At 48.5% G+C, this 15,596-nt stretch carries 15 protein-coding genes; 8 read left to right on the plus strand and 7 right to left on the minus strand.

The features are described 5' to 3' along the window. The first annotated feature begins 128 nt into the window (after window positions 1–128). Window positions 129–464 carry a hypothetical protein gene (locus tag UF06_RS11980; protein ID WP_039434173.1) on the plus strand — a complete coding sequence of 112 codons (336 nt, stop codon included), beginning with the start codon at window positions 129–131 and terminating at the stop codon, window positions 462–464. A 75-nt stretch (window positions 465–539) separates the two neighbouring features. Here UF06_RS11980 and glyA read toward each other — a convergent pair whose 3' ends face one another. After that, complete coding sequence (gene glyA / locus UF06_RS11985; protein WP_045570652.1) at window positions 540–1,790, minus strand: serine hydroxymethyltransferase; 1,251 nt, start codon at window positions 1,788–1,790, stop codon at window positions 540–542. Between the two features lie 346 nt (window positions 1,791–2,136). On the opposite strand from glyA, the gene UF06_RS11990 reads away from it, so the two are divergent. The 3 genes from UF06_RS11990 to UF06_RS12000 all read left to right on the plus strand — a co-directional run bounded on the left by UF06_RS11990 (window position 2,137) and on the right by UF06_RS12000 (window position 5,472). Further along, window positions 2,137–2,736, plus strand: coding sequence for a YitT family protein (locus tag UF06_RS11990; protein WP_039442517.1), 600 nt, complete (start codon window positions 2,137–2,139; stop codon window positions 2,734–2,736). An 84-nt stretch (window positions 2,737–2,820) separates the two neighbouring features. Beyond that, entirely contained in the window at window positions 2,821–4,368 is a 1,548-nt protein-coding gene (locus tag UF06_RS11995; RefSeq protein ID WP_045570653.1) for a winged helix-turn-helix domain-containing protein, read from the plus strand. Window positions 4,369–4,560: 192 nt separating this feature from the next. Further along, entirely contained in the window at window positions 4,561–5,472 is a 912-nt protein-coding gene (locus UF06_RS12000; protein WP_045570654.1) for a hypothetical protein, read from the plus strand. Between the two features lie 50 nt (window positions 5,473–5,522). On the opposite strand, the gene treC is transcribed toward UF06_RS12000, so the two are convergent. The 4 genes from treC to gmhB form a co-directional block, all read right to left on the minus strand. After that, window positions 5,523–7,208 carry an alpha,alpha-phosphotrehalase gene (gene treC / locus UF06_RS12005; protein ID WP_045570655.1) on the minus strand — a complete coding sequence of 562 codons (1,686 nt, stop codon included), beginning with the start codon at window positions 7,206–7,208 and terminating at the stop codon, window positions 5,523–5,525. 69 nt (window positions 7,209–7,277) lie between these two features. Next, the gene (treB, locus tag UF06_RS12010; protein ID WP_045570656.1) at window positions 7,278–8,702 is read right to left on the minus strand and encodes a PTS trehalose transporter subunit IIBC; all 1,425 of its coding nucleotides are present in this window, start codon (window positions 8,700–8,702) and stop codon (window positions 7,278–7,280) included. A 171-nt stretch (window positions 8,703–8,873) separates the two neighbouring features. Further along, window positions 8,874–9,821, minus strand: coding sequence for a trehalose operon repressor TreR (gene treR / locus UF06_RS12015; protein WP_045570657.1), 948 nt, complete (start codon window positions 9,819–9,821; stop codon window positions 8,874–8,876). A gap of 39 nt (window positions 9,822–9,860) precedes the next feature. Next, the gene (gmhB, locus tag UF06_RS12020; RefSeq protein WP_039424488.1) at window positions 9,861–10,427 is read right to left on the minus strand and encodes a D-glycero-beta-D-manno-heptose 1,7-bisphosphate 7-phosphatase; all 567 of its coding nucleotides are present in this window, start codon (window positions 10,425–10,427) and stop codon (window positions 9,861–9,863) included. A 270-nt stretch (window positions 10,428–10,697) separates the two neighbouring features. Between gmhB and metN the strand changes: the two genes are divergently transcribed. Genes metN through UF06_RS12035 form a run of 3 tightly spaced genes read left to right on the plus strand, consistent with a single transcriptional unit; the run spans window position 10,698 to window position 13,242 of the window. Continuing rightward, on the plus strand, window positions 10,698–11,732 hold the full coding sequence (gene metN / locus UF06_RS12025) for a methionine ABC transporter ATP-binding protein MetN (protein WP_045570658.1): 1,035 nt from the start codon (window positions 10,698–10,700) through the stop codon (window positions 11,730–11,732). Further along, entirely contained in the window at window positions 11,722–12,399 is a 678-nt protein-coding gene (locus tag UF06_RS12030) for a methionine ABC transporter permease (protein ID WP_045570659.1), read from the plus strand. Before metN ends, UF06_RS12030 begins: the two co-directional genes overlap by 11 nt. Window positions 12,400–12,432: 33 nt before the next feature. Then, the gene (locus UF06_RS12035) at window positions 12,433–13,242 is read left to right on the plus strand and encodes a MetQ/NlpA family lipoprotein (RefSeq protein ID WP_039424478.1); all 810 of its coding nucleotides are present in this window, start codon (window positions 12,433–12,435) and stop codon (window positions 13,240–13,242) included. A gap of 69 nt (window positions 13,243–13,311) precedes the next feature. Here the strand turns inward: UF06_RS12035 and UF06_RS12040 are convergent, their stop codons facing one another. Together UF06_RS12040 and syd are read right to left on the minus strand one after the other, a co-directional pair. Further along, window positions 13,312–14,088, minus strand: a complete 777-nt coding sequence (locus UF06_RS12040) for a Zn-ribbon-containing protein (protein ID WP_045570660.1) — start codon at window positions 14,086–14,088, stop codon at window positions 13,312–13,314. A gap of 2 nt (window positions 14,089–14,090) precedes the next feature. Further along, the gene (gene syd, locus UF06_RS12045; RefSeq protein ID WP_045570661.1) at window positions 14,091–14,636 is read right to left on the minus strand and encodes a SecY-interacting protein; all 546 of its coding nucleotides are present in this window, start codon (window positions 14,634–14,636) and stop codon (window positions 14,091–14,093) included. A gap of 91 nt (window positions 14,637–14,727) precedes the next feature. Between syd and queF the strand changes: the two genes are divergently transcribed. Then, the gene (queF, locus tag UF06_RS12050; RefSeq protein ID WP_045570662.1) at window positions 14,728–15,573 is read left to right on the plus strand and encodes an NADPH-dependent 7-cyano-7-deazaguanine reductase QueF; all 846 of its coding nucleotides are present in this window, start codon (window positions 14,728–14,730) and stop codon (window positions 15,571–15,573) included. Window positions 15,574–15,596: the final 23 nt, after the last annotated feature.

Genomic DNA, 15,596 nt, shown 5'->3' on the forward strand with positions numbered 1-15,596 from the left:
CTGCGCCACTGAGGTTTAACCTTGCTATGGGTTGCCATCCCAGCGCCATTTATATAGGCTTGATGCAAGTGCATATCATCTCGGTTGACTATGCTCATTGGCATTCCCAACACAAAGGATTTTATTGAATGAATAAGTTTGGATTTATCGCTCTGCTCTCTACTGCCCTACTGGCGGGTTGTGCGCAGCAAAATACCGCGCAAGATAATTATCGCGAAGCGTCTTTTGAATTGTGCAACACGGAAGTCAAAATCTATTCAGTGAGCAAAGATGGTCGTGTACGTATTGTCTGCGCCGATGGCGCAAAATTTGCGCTGAACAGCGAAGAAACGCTTAACACCATGCGTGACATCAATATCGATTATTGTGATGGTGAAGGGTTGGGGAAATTTAGCGAGACGTCAAGCTACTACTCATTTCAGTGTAAATCAGGCTCTTTGTTGAGTATCTCGAAAGAGAAGTAATCTCTATTCGATTGATCTTTCTGAGTAAACAAAAAGGCTTCCGCATGGGAAGCCTTTGTCTTATTACTTTAATACTTATGCGTAAACTGGCAGACGCTGACAGATTTCTAAAACTTTCGCTTTAGTCGCTGCAATCACATCATCATTACCGATGTTATCTAGCACATCGCACATCCAATCAGCCAGATTAGTAGCATCGGCTTCAGTAAAGCCACGGCGAGTGATCGCTGGCGTACCAACGCGAATACCAGAAGTCACAAACGGGCTACGTGGATCGTTTGGCACTGAGTTTTTGTTTACCGTAATGTTTGCTGCACCCAAAGCGGCATCTGCATCTTTACCCGTGATCTCTTTGTCGATCAGATCAACAAGGAACAGATGGTTTTCAGTGCCGTTTGATACGATTTTGTAACCACGCGCTTGGAATTGTGCCACCATCGCTTTGGCATTTTTCACCACGCGCTCTTGGTAGGCTTTGAACTCAGGTTCCATCGCTTCTTTAAATGCGACCGCTTTACCCGCGATCACGTGCATCAAAGGACCACCTTGACCACCAGGGAATACCGCTGAGTTCAGTTTTTTGTACATCTCTTCGCCTGCGTTTGACAAAATCAAACCACCGCGAGGGCCAGCGAGCGTTTTGTGTGTTGTGGTGGTCACAACGTGCGCGTGTGGAACGGGTGTTGGGTAAACGCCTGCCGCAATTAGGCCGGCAACGTGCGCCATATCGACAAACAGGTAAGCACCGACTTTATCCGCGATTTCACGCATGCGCTTCCAATCAACAATTTGAGAGTAAGCCGAGAAACCACCGATGATCATCTTCGGTTTGTGCTCAAAAGCAAGGGCTTCCATTTCGTCGTAATTGATTTGGCCTGCTTCATCAATGCCGTAAGGGATGACGTTGTAGTGTTTACCAGAGAAGTTAACTGGTGAACCGTGAGTCAAGTGACCGCCGTGCGCTAGGCTCATGCCCAACACGGTATCGCCTGGGTTAAGCAGTGCCATGTATACCGCGCTGTTCGCTTGAGATCCCGAGTGCGGCTGGACGTTTGCGTATTCACAGCCGAACAGTTGGCACGCACGCTCAATCGCCAGAGCTTCTGCTTTATCAACGTACTCACAACCGCCGTAGTAACGCTTACCTGGGTAACCTTCTGCGTATTTGTTGGTTAGCTGAGAACCTTGCGCTTCCATTACACGTGGGCTGGTGTAGTTTTCAGAAGCAATCAGTTCGATGTGCTCTTCCTGACGAAGGGTTTCTTCCTGGATAGCTGCGAATAGCTCCGGATCGTAATCAGCGATGTTCATATCACGCTTAAGCATCTGTATCTCCTGACTCAGATTAGACTGAAAGTTGCAAAAAAACTGTCAAATGACCCAACGCAAACGTTTTCGTCACCGTAATGGCGCGCATTCTACATAATTTGATCCAGGTCATAAAGAGAAAAGTTCACTTTTCTTATGCAGTTTTTTCATGATGACATTTGAGAAGATTCATCTTCACCGATGATGATGACAAGGATGCGACTTCAACTGTCAATATTTTCGTTTTACACCCTGTAAAACAACAATTACATAGGTTTACCCTAATTTTAGTCGTCTAGCTACCGAAAAGATCAGCTTTTGACTACTATGCTCGCCCCTTATTGCGCATTAAATTTAGGAACTGATGGAAAAACACTCACACAAAGAGGACTGGATTGCTATCTTGACCGGCACCTTTCTGGTCGCCCAAGGCGTCTTCTTTCTGCAATCGGCACATCTTCTCACTGGTGGCACTACGGGGCTCGCATTGCTGGTGTCCCAGTTTACTCCATTCACGTTTGGATTGTTGTACTTTTTGAGCAACTGCCCTTTCTATTTACTTGCATGGCGACGTTATGGCAGACGATTTGCTTTTAATAGTGCGATTTCTGGCGCTTTAGTCTCTATTTTTGCCGATAACCTGTATTTAGTCATTTCTGTCGATAACATCCATCCGGTCTACTGCGCGATTGCTGGCGGCCTTTTCATGGGATTGGGAATGCTCATCTTGTTTCGTCACCGTTCCAGTCTTGGTGGTTTTAATGTCTTGTGTCTCTATGTTCAGGACAAATTCGGCATTTCGGTAGGAAAATCTCAGATGGCGATTGATGCGGCAATTCTGACGGCCTCGTTTTTCTTTGTCACGCCAAACACGATTTTACTCTCGATTCTCGGTGCTTTTGCTTTAAACCTAGTGCTTGCCATGAATCATAAGCCCCACCGTTACAAAGTGAATTATTCTTGACGTCATGCTTATGACGCGTTGTCCTGTTTTGGCTTATGAAAGTGCTATACACTATCAGCAGTGTTCATGAAGTAACCCAGTGCGATGCAAGACTTTTTAACCACAGCAAAAGAGCAACAATGTCATATTCTAATCAGCCAGTTAGAATATGACCCTATCACCAGAACGCTTGCTCTCGACGACGAAATCATCGATCTCGAACCTAGAACAGCCGAGTTAGTTGAACTGCTTCTTACCCATGTCGGTGAGCCTCTCTCTGCCGACGCCATCATTCAGACAATTTGGCAAAGCGATTTCATCTCGCGCAATGTTCTTACTAACCGCATTTCAACGTTAAGAGCCCTGCTACAGAAACACTTACCCGCGGAAGACGCCACCAAGATCCTCGTCACTTATCCGCGTAAAGGTTACTTCTTCAGTTTGGGTCATATCGCCCTGAAAACGCCATCTCCTGATCCCGCTGCCGAACCATCGTCTAGCGCCTCCCCGCAACCAGAGACTAAAATTTTCTCACGCTATCCCCAGACAATACGTCTTCTCTCTTTGCTGTGCGCCGTATTCGCACTAGTCGCATGCACCTTGAGTTACCTTTATTGGCATGAGAAGCAGACAGCCATCGAAAAAGCGCGTGAGCATCAAGCGATTCAACTGCGAGAGTTGTTGCTCAATCGAGTCGATGCCATTGGGCCTATAGCGAGCTCACATCGCAAAGCGATCAAAGCACTGATCTTAGAGCAACAGATTGAGTATCCATACACCGATATCGTCAATCAGGACTCGCCAGATTATTTCGTTTCTCCACTCGAACACGGCCCTTATTTCCCTGGTGCCAAAAATGTTCGTCGTAGTGACTACGTATTAAACATTCGCTTAAAAGACACGCAAGACCAACAGCATCTCCAAGCTGAAGCACGGATTCAGTCTTCCAGATCAGAGAAGGTGGTGTTTAAAGCCATTTATTTGCTGGATGTTGAAGATCTCAGCAGCAGTTTACTGGCGCTACAACAAGACATTGCGCGCTTTTTTAACCTTCCCGTACCAACGGGCTATGACTGGGCACTGAGGAATAAAGGAGAACTCGAGCAGTTAGATAAAGCCATGGCTGAGGGTGAAATCAGACCCACCGATGAATTTACCGCATTGTATATTGCAAGGTATTTCGCTCTGGTTGAAACAGACACGGATACCCGTAAAAGAGCGCTGGAAGTACTGCAAACCTATTTCGCTCAATTGCCTGAGGAGTTGACCGTTTGGCTGGGCATTCTCCATTTCAAAGTCAGCAGTTTTGATTCTGCCTACGATTTTTTGCGTACTCCCGTTGGCAGCTCGAGAATCGACAACGCCTTTATCTATCTCTTGCTGTCGGATATTTCCCATCGACAAGGAAAAACAGAGCCATTTCGTCTCAACTACATGCTCTCGATTGTCGCGCTCTCACGCATTTTATCGACAGAGCAGTTGTTTGAACGCTTGGCGCAGCCAGAATCGTCTGACACTTGCTATCAACCTTGGCAAAAATTGGGCAACAACTTAGATGATCCGAGCGTGATTGAAACTTGGCGTCCGGTGGTTAAAGCGTATTGTGAGAAGATCGGTACTGAGTTGCAAAGATCACCATCTAAAACTCCCTAAGCACACCAAAACAGCAATATCGGTCAGGTTATTTAAAGGATAAATATCATTTTAAAAACAAAAACTTAAATATAAATTAAGCATTCATAACTATCTGTGTCAGTTTATTTTTTGCTAACTGATAGCGACGGCCCATACAATCCCTCTATCTTATACAGCCTATCACTTAAACTTATTCCGGATATTATTTGTATGCTAAAAAACTTCGCTCTTATGACTCTCGCCGCTATTGCTCTTACTGGATGTAACGGCAGTTCTTCTGAATCATCCGGCAAACCAGACATCAAACCACCAGAAGTTCGATTTGATTATCCAATTATCGACTCTCAATTTTCTCCAAATAGCGCCGCGGAATTTCATTATAGTCAGATGGTCAATGGCGTAACGCAAGATGACTTATCAGTGCGCTTTGAAAAACACAGTGGCGATTCCCTTTTACAACTGATTTTAGATCAGGAAGAAGATAATTCTCCGCTGATCAATTTGCTTAACTCGCTGATTAATTCTGGTAATAATACCTTCTTCCGAACAACAAACTCTGATGGCCCAAAAGATGGTCAATCTATTTTCTATGTTGGCAACGATGGTTATTTACGTGAGATAATCGATTTTTATATTGATTTGTCTGCCGATTCTTCTAATCCTTCTAACGACAGATTAGCTCGGGCACTCATGCTTCAATATTCGAAAACGATCCAAACGGACGGCAATAAAATCAGTGGGTGGAGTGACACTACAAACAGCAGTACTTTGTCATTTTCAGTCCCCCTATTAAAGACATTACTCGCTGATTTTGCCGATGTCCCTGAGTTGAGTAATTTAGACGATGAGTCCTCTTGCAAGCTGATTTTGCAACAAAAAAGAGTTGAAACTAGTGAACGGAAAACCATTACTATTGCAAATAAGCGTATCGAAGCAGCACCGATTACTAATACAGACACTTATACTCTTAACTGTGCAGAGAAAGAGTTACCGAAATTTGTACGCAGCACAGCTCTCTGGTACAACCCAACATTTGGTATCTTAGAACAAACTGAAAGGTTAGCTGTGGATGGCAAGCCATTGTCTACGAACACTGTATGGTTGGACTCGCTACCGCTGTAAAAACAAAAGGCTTGGGTGAACCAAGCCTTTTTTGAGTCGCCTTTTGGGGGTTAGCACTCAATCAGAAGAATCCGTGTCTCGTAAGGTCTGAGAATTTGATGATGAGACGCCATCGCAGAGGCTACATTCTGATAATTAGACAGCAAACATTTCGCCTGCTGCATGGCGAGATCCGCAGGGAGCACGCACTCGGTATCCACACCGTAATAGTTGTTGATACAGATCAACTGCTGCTTAGCGTTGCGTCTTGCGTAAGCAAAAACCTGCTTGTGCTCTGGCAGTAAATCCAAGTAATCCCCATCGGTAATCACCGCCACTTGCTTACGTAGCTCAATCAAACGCTTGTAGAAATAAAACACGGAGCCGAGATCCGCGACCGCCGCTTGAGCATTGATTTCAGGATAATTGCTGGCGACATCCAGCCACGGCTTACCACGTGTGAAGCCTGCATTCTCACTTCCATCCCACTGCATTGGAGTACGCGAGTTATCACGAGATTTCTGCGCTAAAATCGCCATCATCTCCTCATGACTCACGCCTTGCTGCTGCACCATGATTTGGTACATGTTGGTGCTTTCCACGTCACGATACTGCTTAATATGACGGTAGCCCGGGTTGGTCATACCAATCTCTTCACCTTGATAGACGTAAGGAGTCCCTTGCAACATGTGCACAGACGCAGCGAGCATTTTCGCCGACTCGACTCGATACCTCTGGTCATCACCGAGGCGGCTGACAATTCTTGGCTGATCGTGGTTACACCAAAATATCGCGCCCCAGCCTTTTCCGTTAAGCCCGGTTTGCCAATGGTTAAAGATCTGTTTGAGCTGAAGAAAATCAAACGGTGCTTTGGTCCATTTTTCCCCGTTGGGGTAATCCACTTTCAAGTGGTGGAAGTTAAACACCATCGACAATTCTTTGCCATCGAGCGAGGAGTAGCGCTGGCAATGCTCCAATGTGGTCGACGACATTTCGCCCACCGTAACACTGCCATGCTGTTGAAACACTTCCGCACTGATCTCTTGCAGATACTCGTGAACCCGAGGGCCATCGGTGTAAAAACGGCGCCCATCACCGACGTCATCGCTGCAAAAATCCTGCTGCTTTGAAATCAGGTTGATCACATCAAGGCGGAAGCCATCGACGCCTTTTTCTGCCCAAAAGCGAATCACCTGCTTAACCTCTTCCCGCACCGCTGGGTTTTCCCAGTTCAAGTCGGCTTGCTCTTTGGCAAACAGATGCAGGTAATATTGCCCGGTTTTCTCGTCCAACGCCCAAGCGCTGCCGCCAAACTTGGATTGCCAGTTATTCGGCACACCGCCATCCTGCGGATCTTTCCAGATGTAGTAATCGCGGTATGGGCTGTTTTTGTCCCCTAACGCAGATTGGAACCAATGATGCTCAGTCGAGGTATGGTTCACGACGATATCCATAATGATTCGGATGCCGCGATCATGAGCCTGTGTGAGCAGGGCATCAAAGTCTGCCATGGTGCCAAATTCAGGGTTGATGGCGTAGTAGTCGGAAATATCATAACCGTTGTCGACCATCGGTGATTGGTACACGGGTGTGAGCCAAATAGCATCGACACCCAAGTGTTGCAGATAATCCAGTTTGCTGATGATCCCTTGCAGATCACCGGTGCCTTTATCGCCACTGTCGCAGAAACTTTTTGGATAGATCTGATAGATGGTGGCGGTTTTCCACCAGCTCATCTCTTGATTCGTTGTCGTCATGGAGTTGTTCTCACTTACCACAAAAATAAAGAAAGGAGTGGCAAGCCGCCACTCCAAAAGGCGTTGCGCTTAAGCGCTTACAAGGTCCAGTTCTCCTTTCGCCTGTGCGCGCTTATAGAAGGCAAGCGTCAACACTGCTGGCAATGCGATAGCCACCAACATCGCCAGAGCATAAATTCCCCAGAACTGTGGCTGAATGGAAAGGATACCCGGCAGACCGCCGACTCCAATGCCGTTCGCCATCACCCCTGCGCTACCACAGATGGCCGCCGCGACAGCACTACCAATCATGGCACTGAGCATCGGGAACTTGTATTTCAGGTTGATGCCGTACATCGCCGGCTCCGTAACCCCGAGGTAAGCCGAAATCGCGGCTGGAATTGAGATGTCACGCTCACCATGTTTTTTGCTGATGATAATGATACCGACCACCGCAGACGCTTGAGCGATATTCGAAAGCGCAATCAGCGGCCAAATCGGCGTGCCACCGAGCTCTTGCATCAGTTGCAGGTCAACCGCGTTGGTGGTGTGATGGATACCCGTAATCACCAGCGGCGCGTAGAGGAAACCAAACACCATTGAGCCCAGCACAGCGAAATCACCGGTCATCGCTGCTTTCGCTGCAATAGCGACCCAGTTACCTAACTCACGACCAAATGGGCCGATAATTGAGTGGGCCAAAACAACCGACAGAATAATTGAGACGAACGGCACCACCACCAAATAGAGGTAAGAAGGGACCATGCGTTTGAGATTGGTTTCAATAAGGGCCAACACCACACCCGCCAGCATGGCCGGAATCACTTGAGCTTGGTAACCCACTTTCTCAATCACAAATAGGCCAAAATCCCACACTTCCGGCGCTTGTTTACCGATGAGATAAGCATTCATCAATTGCGGCGACACCAGCGTGACACCCAAAGTGATACCAAGAATCGGTGTACCACCGAGTTTTTTCACCGTCGACCAACATACTCCGACCGGTAGGAAGAAGAAGATTGCTTCACCAATCAACCACAAGAAGGAATGCACTGTCGCCCAGAATTGGCTGATTTCCGTCAACGTTTGGCCATCAAACATCTTGATGTCGCCAATCACGTTTCTAAAACCGAGGATCAAACCGCCAGTGATAATGGCAGGCAACAGCGGGACAAAAATCTCTGCCAAATGAGAGATCCCGCGCTCGAGAAAGTTCATGTTTTGTCTAGCGGCTAACTTAGCATCTTCTTTGCTGGCTTCACTTTTGCCCGAGAGCTCAAGCAAAATTTTGTATACCGCATCCACTTCAGTACCAATCACGACTTGGAATTGGCCCGCATTGGTAAAGCAGCCTTTAACTATAGGCAATGCTTCTAGTTGTTTTACATCGGCAATCTCGGTGTCATTTAACACAAAGCGAAGACGTGTCAGACAATGGCTGACGCTAGCAATGTTGTCGCTACCCCCGACCAGCTCGATCAGACGTTGAACGTCTTGGCGCGCTATCTTACTCATAACTCTGTCCACCCTATTTTATGGATTTATGCAATTATAGTTGTTTTAATATGGGAACATTCCCATTTACAGGTTAAATAGTGCCAGTTTTCATAAATAAACAAAATGGGAACAGTCCCATTAATTGAGTAGGATCACAGTAAATTGGAAAAGCGTTTTATAATGAAGCGCTTAGCGAATCAGTGGTGCTTGGGTAAGATGGGTGATGGTTTCGTGACCACTCAGTTGGGAAATCAACATCTTAGCGGCTTTTTCACCCGCTAGGTGGTAGCCGGGATCAACGCTGAAGATCTTGGGAAAGAGAAAAGAGAGCAGCTCATTGCCACCGACGCCTGTCACGCGGACCTCTTCACGTCCGAGTTCTTGTAGACGTTTGAGCACGCCCAGCGCCAAGGTATCACTGGCACAGACAATCGCCTGCGTCTGCTCGGTGAGGACCTTATCCACTAAACGATACGCGCTCTCATGGCTCAATTTGCCCGTTTGATAAACTGGCGTCAGCTGATGTTGCTGACACCAATTCCGATAGGCGTTGAGACGTGCCAGACCGGTGGTTCGGTCTTCAGGATTGACACCAATATACGCGATATGGCGCAGGGATTGTGCCAGCAAATGCTCCAGCGCCAGTTCAATCACGCGTTGGTTGTCGTAGTTAATTGAAGAGACCGAGGTCTCTTCGGTCGCAATCACCACTACGCGGTGTTGCCATTCGGCGACTTGCTGCATGTCACAATCGGTAAAGCCAAACAAGATCAACCCATCCACATTGCGCCGCCGCAGTACATCCAAATGCTCATTGGTCTTGTCCCGGTCAAACTGGCTCTCCATGATCACCACATCGTATCCGGCTTGGTAGAAGATATTGAGCATGGTGCTCACCGCACGATTTTCTGAGGGAGAATCGAGACGCGAGATGATAACGCCCACCACTTTCTGGCTGCCACCGCGCATCGACTGCGCAGATTTCGACGGCACATAGCCCGACGCCGCAATCACTTCCTCCACTTTGGCACGCGTTTCTGGTTTGACTTTAGGGTCATTGGTCAGAACTCGCGACACGGTGGATTTCCCTACGCCGGACAAACGTGCGATGTCTAAAATGGTCAGCTTTTTATTCATATCGAGTCAAGATCACTCATTGGAGAAGAAAAAGGCCGCTTAGCGACCTTTCAGATGTTGTTTCACGTACTCGGGCACCTCACGGATGCTCTCCAGCACCGCGGTTGCCAGCGCTTCGCCTTGCTCTGTGAGCGGTTTTCCGGTCTTCACCAATAACTTGGTGCCGACACCAGCCGCGTCAGCGGCCATCATATCTTCCGCTTTGTCGCCCACCATAATCGAGTTGGCCATATCGATCTTCAAGAAATCACGCGCTGAAATAAACATGCCCGGCTTAGGCTTGCGGCAGTCACAATCTTGCTTGTAATCGCCAATACCGTGCTCGGCATGATGCGGGCAATAATAGATGCCGTCGAACTCAACCCCATTGTCAGCGAAATTCCAGTCCATCCATTGAGTCAGAGAGAGAAAGCGATCTTCACTAAACTTACCACGCGCTATCCCCGACTGGTTGGTGACCAAAACCAGTAAGTAGCCCATCTCTTGCAGGGCTTTGGTCGCTGCGAATACACCATCAATGTATTCGAAATCATGCTCATCGTGAACATACCCATGATCGACGTTAATCACGCCATCACGATCTAAAAAAACAGCAGGTTTGGCCAAAATCTATATCTCTGTCAACAGGGTAACTTAAAGCGCGATTATAACCGAAAAGGCGACGTTTGCGAGTTTCAACTGCCACACAGCCAGCTCAATCGCTCTGCATAGACTATTCTTCTCTATCTAATGACGATTTGATTGGTAAACCGCTAAACGTTTGGACGTCTAGACGTAAAAATATCTATTGACTTGAAAACGTGAAAGCCATAGCATCATCTGAAAAGTGAGCCAGCGCTCAAAATATTATTCTGTTGTCCCTGCACAGGTATAAAAATGATTGAAATTAGTCAGGTAAATAAAGTGTTTTATCAAGGCAGTAAGGAAATACATGCTTTGAAAAACATCAACTTACATATCGCAGAAGGCACCATTTTTGGTGTTATCGGATCATCGGGTGCAGGGAAAAGCACGCTGATCCGCTGCGTGAACATGCTCGAAGCGCCAAGCAGCGGCCGCATTGTGGTGGACGGCGTTGACCTCACCACCCTCAGCAAAGCGCAACTGGGCGAAGCACGCCGCAACATTGGCATGATTTTCCAGCATTTTAATCTGCTCTCCTCACGCAGCGTGTTTGACAACGTTGCCCTGCCACTGGAGTTGGCAGGCAAGAGCAAAGAGCAGATCAAAGAGAAAGTGACGCAGTTGCTCAAACTGGTTGGCTTATCGGACAAACAGGAAAGCTACCCTGCCAATCTCAGCGGCGGGCAAAAGCAGCGCGTAGCGATTGCCCGTGCTTTGGCGAGCGATCCGAAAGTGCTGCTGTGCGACGAAGCCACCAGCGCACTCGATCCGGCGACCACGCACTCGATTTTGGAACTACTGAAAGAGATCAACCGCAAGCTGAAAATCACTATGCTGCTTATTACTCATGAGATGGATGTGGTGAAAAGCATCTGCCACGAAGTGGCGATCATTGGCGACGGCGAACTGGTTGAAAAAGGCACGGTTGGCGAGATCTTCGCCCATCCGAAAACCGAGCTGGCACACGCGTTTATTCGCTCTACCTTGGATCTCTCCATTCCGGAAGATTACCAAGTGCGCTTGCAGTCAAAGCGTGTAGAAGGCAGCTATCCACTGGTCAGGCTGGAATTTACCGGAGCAACGGTGGACGCGCCGCTGGTGTCTCAGATCTCGCGTAAATTCAATATTGATATCAGCATTCTCAGCTCTGATCTCGATTACGCAGGCGGCGTCAAGTTTGGCATGATGGTCGCTGAGCTGTTTGGCAATGAAGAAGACGACAACGCCGCACTGGAATTTTTGCGCGAACATAACGTAAAAGTGGAGGTACTGGGTTATGTCCTTTAATACGATTGCACAGTGGCTGAGTTTAAATGGCGATCTCCTGCTGGGCGCAACTTGGCAAACCTTGTACATGGTGGCGGTGGCTGGCGTAGTCGGTTTTGCGATCGGCATTCCGCTTGGCGTGATTCTGCACACCAGCAAAAAAGGCGGTTTGTTGGAAAACACCAAACTCAACAAAACCCTTGGCGCCATTGTCAACGTAGGCCGCTCGGTGCCTTTTTTGGTGCTGATGGTGGCGATTATTCCGGTGACGAAATTACTGGTAGGCACGTTTATCGGCACCACCGCTGCCATCGTACCGCTGACCATAGGTGCGATACCTTTTGTTGCCCGTTTAATTGAAGGCGCGCTGCTGGAAGTGCCGTCTGGTCTGGTTGAAGCGGCGCAAGCCATGGGCGCTACGCCACTGCAAATTATCACTAAGGTACTGCTTCCTGAAGCGCTACCGACCATTGTTAACTCTGTCACTATCACCTTAGTGACGCTGGTCAGCTACTCCGCGATGGCAGGAACCGTTGGCGGTGGCGGTTTGGGCGATGTCGCCATCCGTTATGGTTTCCACCGCTACGACGTGGTGATCATGGCGGTGACTGTCGTCATGTTGATTGTGCTAGTACAGATTATTCAGTCTATCGGCGATGCAATTGTACGCCGCGTAGACCACCGCTAAGAATTGCAAGATAAAAATATAAGGAGATTTACGATGAAATTTAGCCTCAAAGGTTTATTGACGATTGCCGCCGCTGCCTCAGCACTGATTCTCTCTGGTTGTGGTGAAAAAGCCGCAGACAACAGCAAGATCAAAGTGGGCGTGATGGCAGGTGCCGAAGCCCAAGTTGCAGAAGTGGCGGCGAAAGTGGCCAAAGAAAAATATGGTCTAGATGTTGAGCTAGTGACCTTCACTGACTACGTCACACCAAACGCAGCGCTGGATGACGGCTCTATCGACGTCAACGCGTTCCAACACAAGCCGTACCTCGATCAACAAATCGCTGACCGTGGTTACAAACTGACTATCGCAGGCAACACCTTTGTTTACCCAATCGCAGGCTACTCAAAGCAAGTGAAATCGGTAGCAGAAATCCAAGACGGCGCGCGCATCGCTGTTCCTAACGATCCAACCAACCTTGGTCGTTCACTGCTGCTGCTGGAGCAACAAGGCCTGATCAAACTGCGTGACAAAGTTGGCCTACTGGCTACCGTTCGTGACATCGTTGGTAACCCGAAAAATCTGACTATCGTCGAACTGGATGCCGCTCAGCTCCCACGCTCACTGGACGACGTTGCTCTGTCTATCATCAACACCACTTACGCGAGCTCAATCAATTTGACTCCGCAAAAAGATGGCGTATTTGTCGAAGACAAAGAGTCACCTTACGTTAACCTGATCGTGGCGCGTCAAAACAACGTGCAAGCGGAAAACGTACAAAACTTTGTCAAAGCATACCAAACCGAAGAAGTGTACAAAGCGGCTTCTGAGATCTTCCAAGGCGGCGTAGTAAAAGGCTGGTAATTTCGAACGTCGAAAGCAAGAAATCATTGGGGTTGACGTGTAAACGTCAACCCTTTTTATTTTCAGCGATTACTTTAAGTGATCCCAAGAGATATTGGAGACGATACGGCACGTATCGCATTTGAAGTGGAAGATGTCGTGCAGCGCCTGCGCTTGTAGCCACTCACCGCCACATTTCGGACATTTACGCTTCTGCTCGTCCGCCAGCGAGGTGCCACCAACCCGATACTGATAGTAATAAGTCGGGATCTGCGTGAGGTACTCGATCCGCCCGCGCAAATCCCAGCCGCGACGAAACAGCACACTGTCAACATCACAAATCTCATGCAGCGCGGCGTGCTCAGCGCGGCAGCCGCCAGCCATCTGGATCTCATCACACGCTTGCCATTCCGTTTGCCATTTGATCACCGCTTTATGATCGCCGTTTAACGTCGGGCCATTGCGATACAACGGAATCGGCAGCAAGGTTTCACCGCTACGCAGCGGTGAGCAGGTGTGCACATAGGTGGTGTAGAGGACCTGCCAGCTTGGTGTCTCTTCATCGGCCGCTTGTTCTGAGTTGATATCCCGCCCCAGCAAGCGCATTTTCGGCGCTAGAAGCGCGGCTTCAGACAAACGGTCCAAGCACACGCGCACGAAATCCGAATGGTAGCGAGGATGCAAACTCTCTTTTTCCGGGCACACGACGCGGACAAAAAACTCGCCATCGCCCATCACAATCGGAAACTCACGCCCCAGCACTTGGCCGTTATAGCGCAGCGCATCCATCAAACCGTTAATCGCTTTGTCGACCGCGCTCACCGTTGTGTTATCAAAACATTCAAATTGCAATTCAACGACGTACATACTTACACCACAACCTCTAGATTCGCCAAAAACTCCGCCACATTTGGCGCAAGCACTTCTCTTTTGTCGGTGCCAAGCCTTTCTAAGATCACGTTCCCCGTGAGATTACAGATGGAAATCACGTCCAACTCGGCATCGGTTACGGCAATAAACACCGTCGGCTTGAGTTTCAAACGGCGCTGCGTCACCAAATGGCCCAAAATGTTCTCCTGCAAGCGGCTGAAGTCCTCTTCGCTCCATACTTGCAGCAGCGTCAGCTCATTACCTTGCCAAGTGGCGTTCATATCCGCCGCATACTGACTGCCGTAGAAAGCTTTGATGTCATCATGCAAAGTGAGCTCGATCGCGCGTTCGACATTGGCAAAATCGGCCGACTCGTCCAAAGCAACAGGCTGCCACCACACTTGATGTTCGGTTTTGCGTTGGATGCATGGAGAGTCGAGATCAACCAGATCGTCACTGCATGGCAGCTCATTATGTGTCTGTTGCCAGCACAGCTGAAAACGCTGGCTGAATTCGGCAAGCGCTTGTGAGACTGGATTGGTCATGAAAACTCCTAGTTATCCTGAGTTGCAAGATGGCTTTTAAGCGATGGATTAAGTAAAATTCCCGCCATTCTAATCGAAAATGACCACAAGTATGAGCAAATATTCTGACGCCAAAGAGCTGGCTGGCCTGACTTTGGGTAAAAAAACCGAATACGCCACACAATACGACGCAAGTTTACTTCAACCTGTCCCACGCAGCCTCAACCGCGACGATCTGCAATTGGGTGCTAACTTGCCGTTCATGGGTCACGACATCTGGACGCTGTACGAACTCTCTTGGCTCAACAGCAAAGGCTTGCCACAAGTCGCGGTGGGCGAAGTGTATATTCCGGCCACCAGCCCCAACTTGATTGAGTCAAAATCCTTTAAGCTCTACCTCAACAGCTATAACCAGACTCGCTTTGCCACTTGGCAAGCGGTGGTTGAACGCTTAACAAATGATTTATCCGCCTGCGCGGGTGAGCGCGTGACTGTGGAGGTCAATCCACTTAGCCACTACACACAACAACCGATTGTGACCATGGCGGGCGAATGCATCGACGATCAAGATATCGAGATCGAGAGCTACGCTTTCGACCAATCTCTACTGCAAGATGCTGCGGGACAGACGGTGGTGCAAGAAACGCTGCACAGCCATCTGCTGAAATCGAACTGCTTGATCACCAATCAACCCGATTGGGGCAGCGTGGAAATTGATTATCACGGCAAACATATTGATCGCGAAAAGCTGCTGCGCTATTTGGTCTCATTCCGTGAGCACAATGAATTTCATGAGCAGTGCGTCGAGCGTATTTTTACCGACATCATGAAGTACTGTGCGCCACAGAGCCTCACTGTGTACGCACGTTACACCCGTCGTGGTGGTTTGGATATCAACCCTTACCGCTCCACACAACAAGCAAAACCTGCGCACAACCAGCGTATGGCTCGTCAGTAACGATATCGCGTTGAGGGATTAAA

Source organism: Vibrio sp. S234-5, from assembly GCF_000960595.1.
In the GTDB taxonomy this organism is placed as follows: Bacteria; Pseudomonadota; Gammaproteobacteria; order Enterobacterales; family Vibrionaceae; genus Vibrio.

What these genes read in the sequence shown, in the direction of transcription:
- UF06_RS11980 (WP_039434173.1), top strand. Translation starts at nt 129, where the DNA reads ATGAATAAGTTTGGATTTATCGCTCTGCTCTCTACTGCCCTACTGGCG.
- glyA (WP_045570652.1), bottom strand. Translation starts at nt 1,790, where the DNA reads ATGCTTAAGCGTGATATGAACATCGCTGATTACGATCCGGAGCTATTC.
- UF06_RS11990 (WP_039442517.1), top strand. Translation starts at nt 2,137, where the DNA reads ATGGAAAAACACTCACACAAAGAGGACTGGATTGCTATCTTGACCGGC.
- UF06_RS11995 (WP_045570653.1), top strand. Translation starts at nt 2,821, where the DNA reads ATGCAAGACTTTTTAACCACAGCAAAAGAGCAACAATGTCATATTCTA.
- UF06_RS12000 (WP_045570654.1), top strand. Translation starts at nt 4,561, where the DNA reads ATGCTAAAAAACTTCGCTCTTATGACTCTCGCCGCTATTGCTCTTACT.
- treC (WP_045570655.1), bottom strand. Translation starts at nt 7,208, where the DNA reads ATGACGACAACGAATCAAGAGATGAGCTGGTGGAAAACCGCCACCATC.
- treB (WP_045570656.1), bottom strand. Translation starts at nt 8,702, where the DNA reads ATGAGTAAGATAGCGCGCCAAGACGTTCAACGTCTGATCGAGCTGGTC.
- treR (WP_045570657.1), bottom strand. Translation starts at nt 9,821, where the DNA reads ATGAATAAAAAGCTGACCATTTTAGACATCGCACGTTTGTCCGGCGTA.
- metN (WP_045570658.1), top strand. Translation starts at nt 10,698, where the DNA reads ATGATTGAAATTAGTCAGGTAAATAAAGTGTTTTATCAAGGCAGTAAG.
- UF06_RS12030 (WP_045570659.1), top strand. Translation starts at nt 11,722, where the DNA reads ATGTCCTTTAATACGATTGCACAGTGGCTGAGTTTAAATGGCGATCTC.
- UF06_RS12035 (WP_039424478.1), top strand. Translation starts at nt 12,433, where the DNA reads ATGAAATTTAGCCTCAAAGGTTTATTGACGATTGCCGCCGCTGCCTCA.
- UF06_RS12040 (WP_045570660.1), bottom strand. Translation starts at nt 14,088, where the DNA reads ATGTACGTCGTTGAATTGCAATTTGAATGTTTTGATAACACAACGGTG.
- syd (WP_045570661.1), bottom strand. Translation starts at nt 14,636, where the DNA reads ATGACCAATCCAGTCTCACAAGCGCTTGCCGAATTCAGCCAGCGTTTT.
- queF (WP_045570662.1), top strand. Translation starts at nt 14,728, where the DNA reads ATGAGCAAATATTCTGACGCCAAAGAGCTGGCTGGCCTGACTTTGGGT.